Consider the following 13,265-nt stretch of genomic DNA (forward strand, 5'->3'; position numbering starts at 1 on the left):
AGCCTGATGCAGCATAATAACGCACGCCGAGCGGCTTCCACCGCGCGGCCGAAAACGGTAGTGTGGGGTCAGGCATGGCCATTGGGACCGATAAAGATCCCTCGACAGGCGCGGACCGGAGCATCGGATGCAAAGCATTTCGGGAGAGAATAGCGCAACCGCAGTGGCTCCCTCGCCTTGCGATGATTGCGATATTCGCGATCTCGCGATCTGCGGCGCTCTTCGCGCGGATGAAGTGCAACGGCTGACCGCCATCCTGTCCTCGGTCGAGCTGGCTTCCGGCGATCCGATCGTGGATGAGGGAGAGCCGGCCGATTACGTCTATACGCTGACGGCAGGCACGGTCCGGCTTTACAAACTGCTCGCGGATGGCCGCCGTTCTGTAACCGGCTTTCTCTTTCCCGGTGATTTTCTCGGTGTATCCCACCGCGATGCCTATGGCTTCAGCGCTGAAGCCATAACGCCCGCGACGCTCTGCCGGTTTCCGCGCACCCAGCTTGAAGCCCTGCTGGAGGAAATCCCAACACTCGAACATCGGCTTTTCGCCCGCGCTTCCGAGGAACTAGGCCTGATGCAGGAGCAGATCGTGCTGCTTGGCCGGAAGACCGCAGCGGAGCGCGTTGCCTCCTTCTTCCGCGGCCTCGCCGCCCGTCAGGTAAAGCGTCATTTACCTGCGAACCCGATTGCCGTCCCCATGACGCGCACGGACATCGCGGATTATCTCGGCCTGACCACGGAGACGGTCAGCCGGACGATTACCCAACTGAAGAACAAGAAGCTGATCACGGTCGAGCATGGCTCCCGCATCCGGATCGAGGATGAAGAGCTGCTCGACGAGCTGGCCGAGGCGCTTTAGCGGCCCAACCCTCTAGCGACGGAGCGAGGAAATCGGCTCGACCGGGCGCGGCTCCAGATCCCACGGGAAATGAATCCAGGTATCCTGGCTGACCTCGGTCACGAAGGTATCGACCAGCGGGCGGCCGGCCGGCTTGGCATAAACAGTGGCGAAATGCGCCTTCGGCAGCATTGCCCGGACTGCCTTCGCCGTTTCCCCGGTATCGACAAGATCATCGACGATCAGCCAGCCGGTACCGTCACCCGCGATATCGCAATTCTTCATCATTTTGATCGTGCCGCGTTCCTTGTCGGAGCCGTCGACCCCGTAGGAGGCGACACTGACCGTGTCGATGATCCGGATGTTCAGCTCACGGGCCACGACGGCGGCAGGGACGAGCCCGCCACGCGTGATCGCCACGATCCCCTCGAACGGGCCGACTTCCGTCAGCCGCCATGCCAGGGCTTTTGCCGTCCGGTGAAGCTCTTCCCAGCTGACCGGGAAAGACTTGTTGAAAGCAGCCTGATCGTCACTTGGCATGGCCTACATCCATCAATGTCGCAAAAAGATGTGGCGACATAGCCCGGCCGGCGAAATTCCGCAACGCTGAATGCCATAATCGCGCCGCTACCGGTACTTCTAGGCGGATTTCGCTTCGGCCTGGATCAGTTGCACACTGGCAATCCGCCAACTCCCGTCAGCCTGCCGTTCCATCTCGTAGGCAGCCAGATAGGCCAGCCCGTCCGGTCCGATGAAAAAAACGATCTGCACCGGCCGGAGTCCGGAGGCATCAAGATCACGGAACGTCACCTGTTTGGGTCTGTAGACCGCGCGGTACCCGCCCAGCACCATGTCCCGGAACCGGTCGGGCGATCCGAAAATTGTCTGAAGCGCCGGACTGGCATAGGAGAAGGCCCCGGCCCAGTCATCACGCTGGAAGGCGTTCAGCTGCTGATTGATGGTATCGCGAATATCCTCACCGGATACCGGATCACCGGCCTGGACAGGCTTTGACACAAACAAGGCGGCAAGCAAGAAGAGGCAAAAAACGAAGGACCGCATGAGCTGGCTCCTTTTCCGCATGATCACGCACTCTCTACGCTCTCACGGGCAGCCCAGATCAATCAGGCGCACGGCGCATCGCTCCGGGAGGGCAGGTTTCGCGCATGAAAAAAGCGCCGCCCGGAGACCGGACGGCGCTTTTTCTATCTCTGTCTCTGTCTTTAGCGAACGAACAGACGAACCTCGTTGCTCGACGTATCGCCGGCCGTGGTCGCCGACAAAGCCACCCGGCTGGGCGGCAAGCCCATATCGGTCAGCGCACGAAGAACATCCTGTGCATTCTTCCGCGCCTTGCTGGTATCGAGCGCAGCCTGTGCGGACGAGCCGCCGGACGGGGAAACCGCCACAAGGTCGAAGGACGCATCGGGGCGCCGCTCCAGAGCGCGACTGACAGCAGTATAAAGCGCCTGCTGATAGTTCACATTGCTCCGGTCGAAGCGAATCACCACAAGAGGCCGCCGGGAACCGGAGGCGGAGTTCAGACCACGGGTCTGCGCCATCGGTGTCGCCGTTGCCGTGGCACCGCCCATCCCGTAGGTCCGGGAGGCAAGGCTGGAGCCGAAGAACTCACCGTTCTTGATGGCGAGGGCCAAGGTGTTCAGATCGTTCCGCTCGGTCGCGACATACCGGCTCTGGCGGCGGATATCGTCGCTCAGCTCGGTCAGCAAACGATCGACCAGAACCACTGTCCGGTTGACGTCGTCTTCAAGCACCTCAAGCTGCCGGTGATCTTCATCAACCGCGCCGGAGAGCCCGAAGGCAGCCCGTGTTGCGTCGAGCAGGTATGTGGACAGCGCGGCATCGGCAGCGACCCTGTTCGAAAGGTCGTTCATATCGCCAATGTCGGCGTTCACCTGCTCAAGCAAGCGTTGCGATTCGTTCCACGAGGAAACCAGCATCGGATTACCCGGCGTCGTGCCGACCTGCAGGCGGGAGCGAATCGTCGCAACCGACTGATGATAGGTCTGCGCATTGCCGATCGTCCGCTGCCGTACGTTCTGCAAATCGCCGTTATGAGACCTGATGGACTCCTGCAAGCGACGCAGATCGTCTCGGAGCTGGACCACCTTGTTGCCGACAAAGGTGCCTGTAGCGGCTCCCGGTCGGGGTGGCTGCACCTCGAAATTCGTGGAATTCAGACTAAGCGGCTGCTGTGCGCTGGCACTAAGCGGCTGACCGGAGGTCTCGCCAGCAGACGGCTGGATGGCCACCTGACTGGGCGTTTGCCCCGATGTTTGAGCGGAACCGGCAGGATCTTCGCCGGAAAGGCTCGGCCACAAAGCGTCTGATGAGAAAGAACAGCCCCCCAAAAGGAGAACCATTGCGCCCAGGACAACGAGCGACGAGCGATTAAGAACCATAGGACGCTGTCACCTTGTAAATAGGTGTTATGTTTGCTGCGGTTTCAGGTAGATCCGTGCGACCGACCAATGCCGACCCCCCTAGCAATGAGCCTCGGCGATCCGCCCTTTCGGGTAGGAGTCCCCGCCTTCGTCCACCCCCGACCGGTACGGGAAAAGACGATGGAATAAGCTTGCCGACGCAGTCCCCCACTGATGGTAGCCGCAAGCCGCGAAATTCGTAGGGATAGTAACCAATGCCAATCGGGCCTACAAGTTGTTTTGCCAGACGATTCCGTAAGATAAGCGCTTGCGTTTCCAAATCGGCTTGAGTATGTTCCGGCCTCCTTCGGGAGCGACATGCTTTCAAGGGGCGCCCGTAGCTCAGTTGGATAGAGTGCTTGACTACGAATCAAGAGGTCGGGAGTTCGAATCTTCCCGGGCGCACCAACTAACATCCCCCCTTTGAATTTCCCTGTATGCCTGCCTCCAAGCGTCCCCGAAGCGGGGCCGCCGCAGCGATAAGCCTTAAACAAACTGAATATTAATCTCTGCGTCCCTATATTGGGTACAGGCTGCCCGCAAGCTTGAACGAGAGATTATGACAAAGCTTTCAAAAGAAGATCTGCGCGCCCTTCGGGTGATGATCGTGGAAGATGACCCGCCGACGCGGATGTTGATGCGAACCTTCATGGAGCATCTTCTCTTTGACGATGTCACCGAACGCGAGAATGGCGAGGCGGCCCTGAAGGACCTGACCCGGCGGCATTATGATCTCGTCGTAACGGATCTTGAGATGCAGCCGATGAACGGGTGGGACATCCTGCATCACATACGCCGCGATCCGAACGTCACGAATCCCTACGTCCCGGTTATTCTCGTTACCCAGCATGCCAGCAAGGAAGCTGTCCTCAGGGCCCGGGATTATGGCGCGAGTGCTTTTGTCGCCAAGCCGGTCGACTTCAAGAATTTGCAGCGGACAATCATGACCGTGCTTTCCGACGCCCGCCCGTTCGTGAAGTCGGACGATTATGCCGGACCGGACCGCCGGCGGCAGGACAAACTTCCAAGTGGCGGTAAATATAAGCGGGACGACGATTACCGCTGGTAACCCGTCACGTTTTCTCCATCACGCTCACCCCATCATGTTTCCGGGGATAGGCGGCATTCCTCGCGATAGGGTGTCAGCCTTGGCACCTGGCCCCGGTTCAGACGGTCCTGCATGTCCGTCCAGTATTCCAGCGTCAACAGATCGCCATGCGCTTCCCGGAAAACACGCCGGAGACGACGGTTCTCGATCCTGAGATGCGTTTCCAGCTCCTCCGGCAGGAAGATCACGCCCTCCTCGAAGAACCAGTCCGGAATATCCTCCTCGCCGTCGAACCGGTCCTGATTGGTCCGTACCTTCACGTCCGTCAGATCCTCGATGGCGTCATAATCGAAGAGATAGACCTTGCGGATACCGCTGATCCCGTAATTCCGGCCATCCAGATCCTTGTTGAAGATATTGGCGGCGGCATTGTTGGTGATGCATTGCCCGAGATTGAGAATCGCAACTTCCGCCTCTTCCTCCGATGCCTGTTCGAGAAACACCGGAAAGGGGATCATCTTGATCTGCACGATCAGGTGGCGGAACAGCAGCCCCGCTCCGGTCTGGATCACATTGTCGCCCGCCGCCTCCAGGATCTCCTGACGCAATGTGTCGGTGAAGTAATCCGCCGGCAGGGTGACATTGTAATAGATAATATTGTCCAGCATGGAGCCGGCCCGGTTGATCTCGTGCACCCGGCTGTATTTCTGCAGCACGGACTGGACGCCCGGAAACACCCCCCACTTGTAGCCCGCCGTCGGATGATCCCGGATCACCTTGGCGACATAGCCGAGGGACGGGGCCGAGAATCCGATGGCAACAGTCCCCCGGGAGCCGACGGCATAATCCAGCGTCTCTCCCGTCGCCCGCAATTCCCGCTCGATCTGCCTGATCACGGCGACCTTGCCGATATGATTATAGCCGATGGTGGAATATTGCAGGCCATGCGGCCGGTCCGGCATCAGGGCGAACAGAAAGGCCGCCATCTCGTGATAATGCTCCGAGGTGACGTGGAAATTCGCCAGCGTCGAGCTGAAGACATATTGCAGGTCGTCCGAGCCGAGAATGACCGCATCGACCAGAATGCCATCGGTCTCGTTCAGCAGCGCGATACCAAGCGGCACCGGATCGAGTCCCTCCCGCAACACACGGCCAACGAGATAGGCGCCCCGGTTCCGGTAGAACCCGGCATCGGCCATCTCGATCCCGGTGATCCGGTCAGCCTCCGGCACGGTCTCCCGGATACGCGCCGCGACAGCATCGGCATCCGCTGCGAGATCGCGCCAGGCGCGGGAAAACCCGGCCAGCGTCAGGACCGGATGCAATTGCGCCCCGCCGAGCGGATTTTCGATATCGAACAGTCGCGTGACAACAGGGTGCGGCGCCGTTTCCTCGTCCCGGGCGCGGGCGCTGGAATAGGTCGAGGCGCGCCACATGTCCGCATGCACCTGACGGCGTACCGAATTCAGAAACGCATAGGCGAGGTCGGCATGATAGAGCCCGTCGATCAGAGGCAGATACTGGTCTTCCACCTCCGCCCAGAAGGCATCCTTGCCCTGCACATCCGGGCAATGCAGCAGGATCACCGGCACCAGCGCATTCACTGTCGCCCCATAAATGCCGAGCCGCTCCTGGCTCAGCGCAAGGGACGCCGGCCAGTCCCGCGCCTCGAAAGCCGTCTTGGCAAGGGTCGCGATGGAGCGGAAGCGGCCGTAATAATCGGTGAAGGCGCCGTGGATCAGGGATGCGACGGATTCGATCCGTTCCGCGTCACTGCCGGCTGCCTCAAGCTCTTCCTGGGCCGCCGCCGTGATGTTCGGCGTTCTCAGTGTTGTCTCGCCACGCCGGATCGATTGCACCGTCACGCCCCCTCCTGCTGACCTTTTTCAGATCATGGGCCGGGAGCGGTGGCGTAGAAAGGGGTTTTCCCGTCCGCTGGAAGTCCGTCAGTTCGCCGCCCGGTAATTGCAGCGCGGCACCTTGACCCCGGTTTCCGACCCATCGGGGCAAACATTCTGGCAATTCTTCTGGCTCTCACAGAACGCTGCCGCACTCTTCCGTCCGGCGCCGGTCCAGTCGATCGTCGAACAGCCGGCCAGCCCCAAAGCCAGAACCAGCGCCGCGCCAGTCACCATGGTACGCGCAGCCATAGCCCGATTCTCCAACTCGATCCGCCCGCAGAGATCATACCAGAACGAAAAACGGGCGGCCATATGGCCGCCCGTCAGCAATCGTGAATGTTTTACGCGATCAGGCGACCCGCTTGCCTTTTTCATCGTAGCGGTACCAGCCCCGGCCAGCGCGGCGCCCGGCACGGCCAGCCTTCACCATCTGACGCAGGATCGGGCGCGGGTTGAAGCGCTCGCCATAGGCTTCGTGCAGGATCTCGGCGACCTGCAGGTTCAGCGTGTTGGAGATATTGTCCATCAGCTCGAACGGGCCGACCGGATGGCCAAGACCGAGCTTACAGCCGATATCGATATCTTCCGGCGTGCAGGCGCCTTCCTCGGCGAGCCGCAGCACCTCGTCCCACATGGCGAAAAGGATGCGGTTGACGGCAAAGCCGACCACGTCCTTCACGTCGATCGGGGTCTTGCCCGCCGCGATGCAGACCTCGCGGGCGGCGGCGATCACGTCATCGTCCGTGTCCATGCCCCGGATCACCTCGACCAGCTTCATCCGGCTGACCGGGGAGAAGAAATGCAGGCCGAGAAAACGGGACTGGCGCTTTTCGGAGAAGTAGGAAGCCAGCACGGTGATCGAGATGCTGGAGGTGTTCGACGCGATGATCGCGTCGTCCTTGCAGACTGCGTCCAGCTGCTTGTAGACGTCGGCCTTCACCTTCTCGTCCTCGAACACGGCCTCGATCACCAGATCGCGGTCGCCGAAACCGGAGACGTCCGTCGCGGCGGAAATGTTCGACAGCGCCGTCGCCATGTCCTCTTCCGCCCAGAACTTCCGGGCCACACCGGATTCCAGCGTCTTCTGAAGACCGGCCATCGCCTTGTCCAGACGCGCCTGCTCCGGCTCCATCATGACAACGCTCTTGCCTGCCATGGCGAAGACCAGGGCGATTTCGGAGCCCATCATCCCGGCGCCGATCACGCCGATTTTGTTCACTGACATCCCATCCTCCTCGAACGGACTGGTATCTGAAATTCGTAGCCGGATTTCGTATAGGCTTCCCCGCCCCGGTTCAAGCCGTGCGGCCGTTTTGGCTCAACGCAACACGAACCCGCCATCGACGGTAATGAGCGATCCGGTCATATAAGCCCCCTGATCGGACGCCAGCAGCAACAGCGCGCCGTCCAGATCGTCCGGCTGGCCGAGACGCCGCTGCGGGATCGTCTTCACCATTTTCTGACCGGGTTCGGTTTTGAAAAAATCACTGTTGATCGGCGTCTCTATATAGCCGGGCGCGATGGCGTTCACCCGGATGCCGTAACGGCTCAGTTCCAACGCCATGGCCCGGTTGAGCTGCAACAGCCCGCCCTTGGAGGCGCAATAGGTCGAGAGCGCGCCGATCACTTCGGTGCCGAGCACCGACGAGATATTGATGATCGAGCCGCCGCCGCTTTCCTTCATCCGCCGGGCCGCCGCTTGGGCAACCAGGAAACAGCCTTTCAGATTGGTATCGAGAACCTGATCGTAATCCTCCGGGCTCATCTCCAGAAACGGCTTCTGCACCGCGATCCCGGCATTGTTCACCAGTATATCGAGCGAGCCGAGCGCGGCCTCCGCATCCTCGATGGCCGCCGCGACGGAAGCAGGGTCGGTGACATCCATGGCCACCGCATGGGCAGAGCCACCGGCACCGCGAATCCGTTCCGCCAGATCCTCCAGTTTCGCCACCTGGCGCGCGGCCACGGCTACGGCCACCCCGCTGGCCGCGAGTGTTTCCGCGAAACGGGCGCCAAGGCCCTGGCTGGCGCCGGTGACCAGCGCCACCTTGCCGGTAAGATCAAAAGACATCGGGAAGCTCCAGGATCAGACAGCGAGATTTTCGATCAGCACGGCCATACCCTGGCCCGCGCCCATGCACATGGAAATACAGGCATAACGCTGGCCTGATTCCTGAAGATGATGCATGGCAGTGATCGTCATGCGCACGCCCGTCGCTCCCGGCGGATGGCCGATGGAGATGCCGCCGCCATAGATATTCGTCACATCGCGGCCGATGCCGAGTTCCTTCTCCGCATGCAGGTTGACCACCGCGAAGGCCTCGTTGATCTCGTAATAATCGATGTCGGATGCCTTCATGCCGCGCTTCTCCCAGAGTGCGCGGATCGCCGGCACCGGGCCGCAGCCCATGATCCTTGGGGAGACGCCGACAATGGTCCAGTCGACAATCCGGGCCACCGGCTCGATGCCCTTCGCTTCAAGCGCCGCCCGGTCACCGACCAGAACGAAGGCGGCACCGTCCGTCACCCCGCTGGAATTGCCCGGCGTCACCTGCCCGCCCTTGCGGAAGACCGGCTTCAGGGTCGCCAGCTTTTCCAGCGTGATCTCCGGGCGCGGGAATTCGTCCTCGCTCATCAACCGGGTGCCCTTGCGGCCCTCCGGCACCTCGATCGGCGCGATCTGACGGGCCAGGAAGCCGGTCGCAATTGCCTTGCCCGCGCGCTGCTGGCTCATCAGGCCCCAGGCATCCATGTCCTCCCGGCGATACTGGAAATCCTCGGAAAGATTCTCCGCCGTCGCTCCCATCAGGCCGTGCCCGAACGGATCGCTATAGACGGATTCCATGGTGTCCTCGAAGCTCTGCGCGCCGCGGATGGCGCCCCAGCGCATCTTCTGGTTGGCGAAGGGCGCACGGGAGAAATTCTCGCCGCCACCGGCAAGCGCGATCTTGCCATGGCCGGTCATGATCTGCTGGGCGGCAGTCAGGATCGCCTGGGTGCCGGAGCCGCAGGCCCGGTTCACCTGCATGGCGCAGCTCTCTTCCTTCATGCCGATATTGAGCGCGGCGGCCCGGCCGGTGTAATAGCCGTCCGGATCGACCGGCAGCACATTGCCCCAGACCAGATGATCGATATCCTCCGGCAGGATCTCGGCATCCTCGACACAGGCTTTCGCCGCGTGAGTGGCCAATGCCGTCAGCGGAATATCCTTCAGCGACTTGCCGAAATCCCCGAAAGGCGTGCGCTTGCCGCCCGCCAGAACGATCTCCTGGGCCATGATCCATCACTCCCCTGCACCTGTCTTCGCGATGCTTCTTGTTTGTTATTCGGCGCCGGAACTCTGGCCCGAAGGGAGGCGGTGGCGCAAGCCGGATTTGGAGAACCGGAGAGCTGGCAGCCGTCCGTCGTCAGTGCGTGCTGTCTGACGACGGCAGTTGAAAACGCCATTTCCGCCGCACCGCCTCCTCCAGATCAAGCTCGTACCGGTGCGCCAGCAACAGGACATGACCGAGCAGGTCGGCGGTCTCGTCTTCCAGCGCCTTGTGCAGATCCTCGTTACTCTGCTCTCCGGTCCGGCCTCTGCCGGTATAGCGGTTCCAGACTTGCGTCAGCTCGCCAAGCTCTTCCTGCAGCTTCAGGATGAACCAGTCCTGATCGCGTTCGATTCCGAAACCGCGCGCATAATCACCGGATGCGCGTTCGAACCGCTCCATTAATGCCCGCAGCATTTCACACCTCATTGTTCATGATTTGTTCCCAATACAATGTGATCATAAATTCCGCGGGTCAAGTCAGTCTTCGGGTTTCCGGTCCAGCAGCAGTTCGCCAAGCACCGAGCCGGTGATAACGATGATCGCAAGGATTTGCGTCGCCGACAGATCCTGTCCGAGCACCAGCACCGCCAGCAGGGCCGCGATCACCGGCTTCAGGAAAAACAGATAGCTGCCGCGCGTGATATCCGGCACCGCCGCAAGTCCCCCGATCCAGAGGAACTGCGTGATTGTGGTGTTCCAGAAAGCAATGACCAACAGCGCGGCAAGGGCCGGTGTTTCCAGCCCGGACAACCGGGAGGGCGCGGCCCAGACGCCGAAGAACAGGCCCACCACCAGCCACAACCCGATACCGCCGAGCATCATGGTGATGGCGGTAATCCGCAACGCGCCATAAATCGTGATGATCGGCCGGACCAGCACGGAATAAGCGGCAACGGCGGCCGCGCAGGCGGTGGCGAGAAAGATCCCGAGCAGGCTGTCGCCGGAGCCGGCGAGCGAGGCGACATAGCCGTCCGTGATCAGCAGCGCAATCCCGGCGACCGCACAGAGCCCGCTGGCGATCTTGCCCCGGGTGATCGGTGCCTTGTTGATCAGAAGGTTACTGATGGCAACGAAGATCGGGATCGTCGTCACCAGAGTTGCCACCTGCGGCACCGACGCGAAATCGAGTGACCAGTGAAAGACGAGATATCCGATCGTCACACCAAGCAGGGAGAGGAAAAGCAGCTTCCATCCATGCGTCCTGAACGGTGCGACCAAATCACGCGTTCCCGGCATCAGCAGTGAAAGCAGCACAAGCCCGGCACCACCGAGCAAAAACCGCCAGACAGAAAGCTCCGGGCCGGAAACACCTGACAGAACAGCGAAAAACTCCGTCGATGCATGTCCGAGGACGCCGATGAACACCGCAAGATATGCAATGGATGAATATTTATGCCAGAGTGCCATCAATAATTCCGCCCGCATAAGATGTCGCAAACAGTCTCGTATCAGTCGCCTGCCTGCAATGCCGAATTGACAACTTGATCATTAATTAAGCATTTAGGCTTTCTGCTTAGAAAACATGCACACTCGCGACTTGCTACCTCCAAGGCTCTCCTGCCGCCCTGCATCCTGGAAGCATTCTTATGAGTTCGTCTGACGCCACCACCGACCCGGAACAGATCGTCACACTCACAGCCGATGTCCGGAACACGGCCGAAACCAAGATTTCCGAAATCCAGGCCATCACTGGCCGGACCAAGATGCTGGCCCTGAACGCCCTGATCGAGAGCGCGCGGGTGGGCGAGCTGGGGCGCGGCTTCGCGGTTGTCGCCGATGAGGTCAAGGGCGTTTCCGCCGAGATCGAGCAGATCGCCGACGCCCTGAAGACGGAGCTTTCCGGAAAAGCCGAATTGCTGGAAACCATCGGGCGCTCGATCGTCGATCAGCTCAAGGGCCAGCGGCTTGTCGATCTGTCACTGAACGCGGTCGAGCTGATCGACCGGAACCTGTTCGAGCGGACCTGCGACGTGCGCTGGTGGGCGACGGACAGCGCCATTGTCGACTGTCTCGCGGCACCGTCCGAAGAAGCCGCCGCCTACGCCTCCAAACGGCTGGGCGTGATCCTCTCGGCCTACACCGTCTATATCGATCTCTGGATCTGCGACGCGAAAGGGACCGTCATCGCTAATGGCAGGCCAGACCGCTACAGCGTTACCGGCCATTCGGTTTCCAATGCCGGCTGGTTCCGCGATGCCATGGCGACCCGCGACGGGGACGAATATTCGGTCGCCGACATCACCACGAGCGCGGAACTCGGCGGCCAGCCGACCGCGACCTATGCAGCCGCGATCCGGGAAGGCGGCGAGAGCACCGGCGCCGTGCTCGGCGTTCTGGGCATTCACTTCGAATGGGAGCCGCAGGCACAGACCATCGTCGAGGGAGTCCGCTTCGAGAAAGCCGAAGCCGCCCGCTCCCGGGCCATGCTGCTGGATGCGGATTTCCGCATCATCGCCGCCTCCGACCGGGAAGGCATCCTGAGCGAACGGTTCGACCTGAAGACCGGGGGCCAGGATAGCGGTCATTACACCCTGCCCAACGGCGCCGTCGTCGGCTTCCACAAGACGCCCGGTTACGAGACATATGAAGGCCTCGGCTGGTACGGCTGCGTGATCCAGCAACCCAGCACCTGACGATCAGGCCGTTATCCCGATTGCGAAACAGCCCGCCTGCCGCCACCTAACGGCAGCGTCAACATGACAGCCAGCAACACCATGGCGGCGGAGACCCAGAGCGTCGCCGTCAGCCCGGCAAGCTGGTAGACCAGCCCGGACAGAAGCGTCCCGGCGAACCGGCCGACAGCGTTCGCCATGTAATAGAAGCCGACATTCAGCGCCACCTTGTCCGCGTCCGAGTAAGCCACGATCAGATAGGAATGCAGCGCCGAATTGACGGCGAACACCACGCCGAACAGAAGCAAGCCGCCGACCAGAATGATCGCGGGCGCATCGCCGGTGCCGAACCTAACGGGCATCCATTGCGGGGTCAGCCCGGCCGCGATCAGGGCCGGAAGCAGCGCCAGGACGGACCCCCAGAGCACCGCACCGCGCGCTGCCGCTCCGGCATCCCGTGTCCGGTGCAGAAACCGGGGCACCAGCGCCTGCACGATGCCATAGCCAACCACCCAGACCGCCATGAACAGACCGACCCGGTCGAAGGACCAGCCAAGCTGGTCATAGAGAAAAACCGGCACGCCGACGACGAACCAGACATCGCGCGAGGCGAACAGGAAGATCCTGGCGGCGGAGAGGAAATTGATCTCCCGCGTCTTGGCGAACAGATCCCGTTTGACGATCTTCGATTTTGCCCGGCCGAGATCCGCCTTGATGGTGAGGAGAGCAACGGCGAGGACAACGGCCAGCATTCCCGCCATGGCATAAAGCGCATGGGTGAAGCCGAGCCCTTCCAGCATCACCCCGCCAAGCAGAAAGCCGACGCCCTTCAGCGCGTTCTTCGAGCCGGTCAGCACCGCCACCCAGCGGAACAGCAATCCGGCTTCGTCCGACGCCACCACCAGCTTCACAGCGGATTTGGAGCTCATCTTGGTGAGGTCCTTGGCCACACCGGAAAGTGCCTGCGCCACCATCACGTAGCCAACGGAGAAAAACGCCGTCCAGGCCGGGTTCGTGGCCGAGAGCATGAGCAGCGCCGCGATCTGCACTGCCAGCCCGGCAAAAAGCGTGATCCGCAACCCGAAGCGCGCGCCGATCCAGCCGCCAAGGA

Annotated in this window: 14 protein-coding genes and 1 tRNA gene; 4 read left to right on the forward strand and 11 right to left on the reverse strand. The window is 61.5% G+C overall.

Annotated elements, in window-relative coordinates; translation table 11 throughout:
* The first annotated feature begins 127 nt into the window (after positions 1-127).
* Positions 128-856, forward strand: a complete 729-nt coding sequence (locus AAC126_RS11260) for a helix-turn-helix domain-containing protein (RefSeq protein ID WP_339853374.1) — start codon at positions 128-130, stop codon at positions 854-856.
* A gap of 12 nt (positions 857-868) precedes the next feature.
* On the opposite strand, the gene gpt is transcribed toward AAC126_RS11260, so the two are convergent.
* The 3 genes from gpt to AAC126_RS11275 all read right to left on the reverse strand — a co-directional run bounded on the left by gpt (position 869) and on the right by AAC126_RS11275 (position 3,108).
* Positions 869-1,375, reverse strand: coding sequence for a xanthine phosphoribosyltransferase (gene gpt / locus AAC126_RS11265; RefSeq protein ID WP_339853376.1), 507 nt, complete (start codon positions 1,373-1,375; stop codon positions 869-871).
* A 99-nt stretch (positions 1,376-1,474) separates the two neighbouring features.
* Positions 1,475-1,897, reverse strand: a complete 423-nt coding sequence (locus AAC126_RS11270; protein WP_339853378.1) for a DUF4864 domain-containing protein — start codon at positions 1,895-1,897, stop codon at positions 1,475-1,477.
* 161 nt (positions 1,898-2,058) lie between these two features.
* Positions 2,059-3,108, reverse strand: a complete 1,050-nt coding sequence (locus tag AAC126_RS11275; RefSeq protein ID WP_339853380.1) for a hypothetical protein — start codon at positions 3,106-3,108, stop codon at positions 2,059-2,061.
* Between the two features lie 502 nt (positions 3,109-3,610).
* Here AAC126_RS11275 and AAC126_RS11280 point away from each other — a divergent pair.
* Both AAC126_RS11280 and AAC126_RS11285 read left to right on the forward strand, forming a co-directional pair.
* A tRNA-Arg gene (locus AAC126_RS11280) sits at positions 3,611-3,687 on the forward strand.
* Positions 3,688-3,838: 151 nt separating this feature from the next.
* Positions 3,839-4,348, forward strand: a complete 510-nt coding sequence (locus AAC126_RS11285) for a response regulator (RefSeq protein ID WP_339853382.1) — start codon at positions 3,839-3,841, stop codon at positions 4,346-4,348.
* 32 nt (positions 4,349-4,380) lie between these two features.
* Here AAC126_RS11285 and AAC126_RS11290 read toward each other — a convergent pair whose 3' ends face one another.
* From AAC126_RS11290 to AAC126_RS11320, 7 genes are all read right to left on the reverse strand, one after another.
* Positions 4,381-6,192: an isocitrate dehydrogenase kinase/phosphatase AceK regulatory subunit gene (locus tag AAC126_RS11290; RefSeq protein ID WP_339853384.1), complete on the reverse strand. Its 1,812-nt coding sequence runs from the start codon at positions 6,190-6,192 to the stop codon at positions 4,381-4,383.
* An 81-nt stretch (positions 6,193-6,273) separates the two neighbouring features.
* A complete protein-coding gene (locus AAC126_RS11295) occupies positions 6,274-6,477 on the reverse strand; it encodes a hypothetical protein (protein WP_339853386.1) in 204 nt (67 codons plus the stop codon).
* 100 nt (positions 6,478-6,577) lie between these two features.
* On the reverse strand, positions 6,578-7,453 hold the full coding sequence (locus AAC126_RS11300; protein WP_339853388.1) for a 3-hydroxyacyl-CoA dehydrogenase family protein: 876 nt from the start codon (positions 7,451-7,453) through the stop codon (positions 6,578-6,580).
* A 93-nt stretch (positions 7,454-7,546) separates the two neighbouring features.
* A complete protein-coding gene (locus tag AAC126_RS11305; RefSeq protein WP_339853390.1) occupies positions 7,547-8,299 on the reverse strand; it encodes a glucose 1-dehydrogenase in 753 nt (250 codons plus the stop codon).
* 15 nt (positions 8,300-8,314) lie between these two features.
* A complete protein-coding gene (locus tag AAC126_RS11310) occupies positions 8,315-9,505 on the reverse strand; it encodes a thiolase family protein (protein ID WP_339853392.1) in 1,191 nt (396 codons plus the stop codon).
* 130 nt (positions 9,506-9,635) lie between these two features.
* Complete coding sequence (locus tag AAC126_RS11315; protein WP_339853394.1) at positions 9,636-9,956, reverse strand: hypothetical protein; 321 nt, start codon at positions 9,954-9,956, stop codon at positions 9,636-9,638.
* 63 nt (positions 9,957-10,019) lie between these two features.
* Positions 10,020-10,949 (reverse strand): DMT family transporter, encoded by a 930-nt coding sequence (locus AAC126_RS11320; RefSeq protein WP_339853396.1) that lies wholly within the window; start codon positions 10,947-10,949, stop codon positions 10,020-10,022.
* 179 nt (positions 10,950-11,128) lie between these two features.
* Between AAC126_RS11320 and AAC126_RS11325 the strand changes: the two genes are divergently transcribed.
* A complete protein-coding gene (locus tag AAC126_RS11325) occupies positions 11,129-12,175 on the forward strand; it encodes a methyl-accepting chemotaxis protein (protein WP_339853398.1) in 1,047 nt (348 codons plus the stop codon).
* An 11-nt stretch (positions 12,176-12,186) separates the two neighbouring features.
* Here the strand turns inward: AAC126_RS11325 and arsJ are convergent.
* Positions 12,187-13,265, reverse strand: a 1,079-nt coding sequence (arsJ, locus tag AAC126_RS11330; RefSeq protein WP_339853400.1) for an organoarsenical effux MFS transporter ArsJ, incomplete at its 5' end; no start/stop codon positions are given.

Source organism: uncultured Nisaea sp. (assembly GCF_963974195.1).
GTDB lineage: Bacteria > Pseudomonadota > Alphaproteobacteria > Thalassobaculales > Thalassobaculaceae > Nisaea.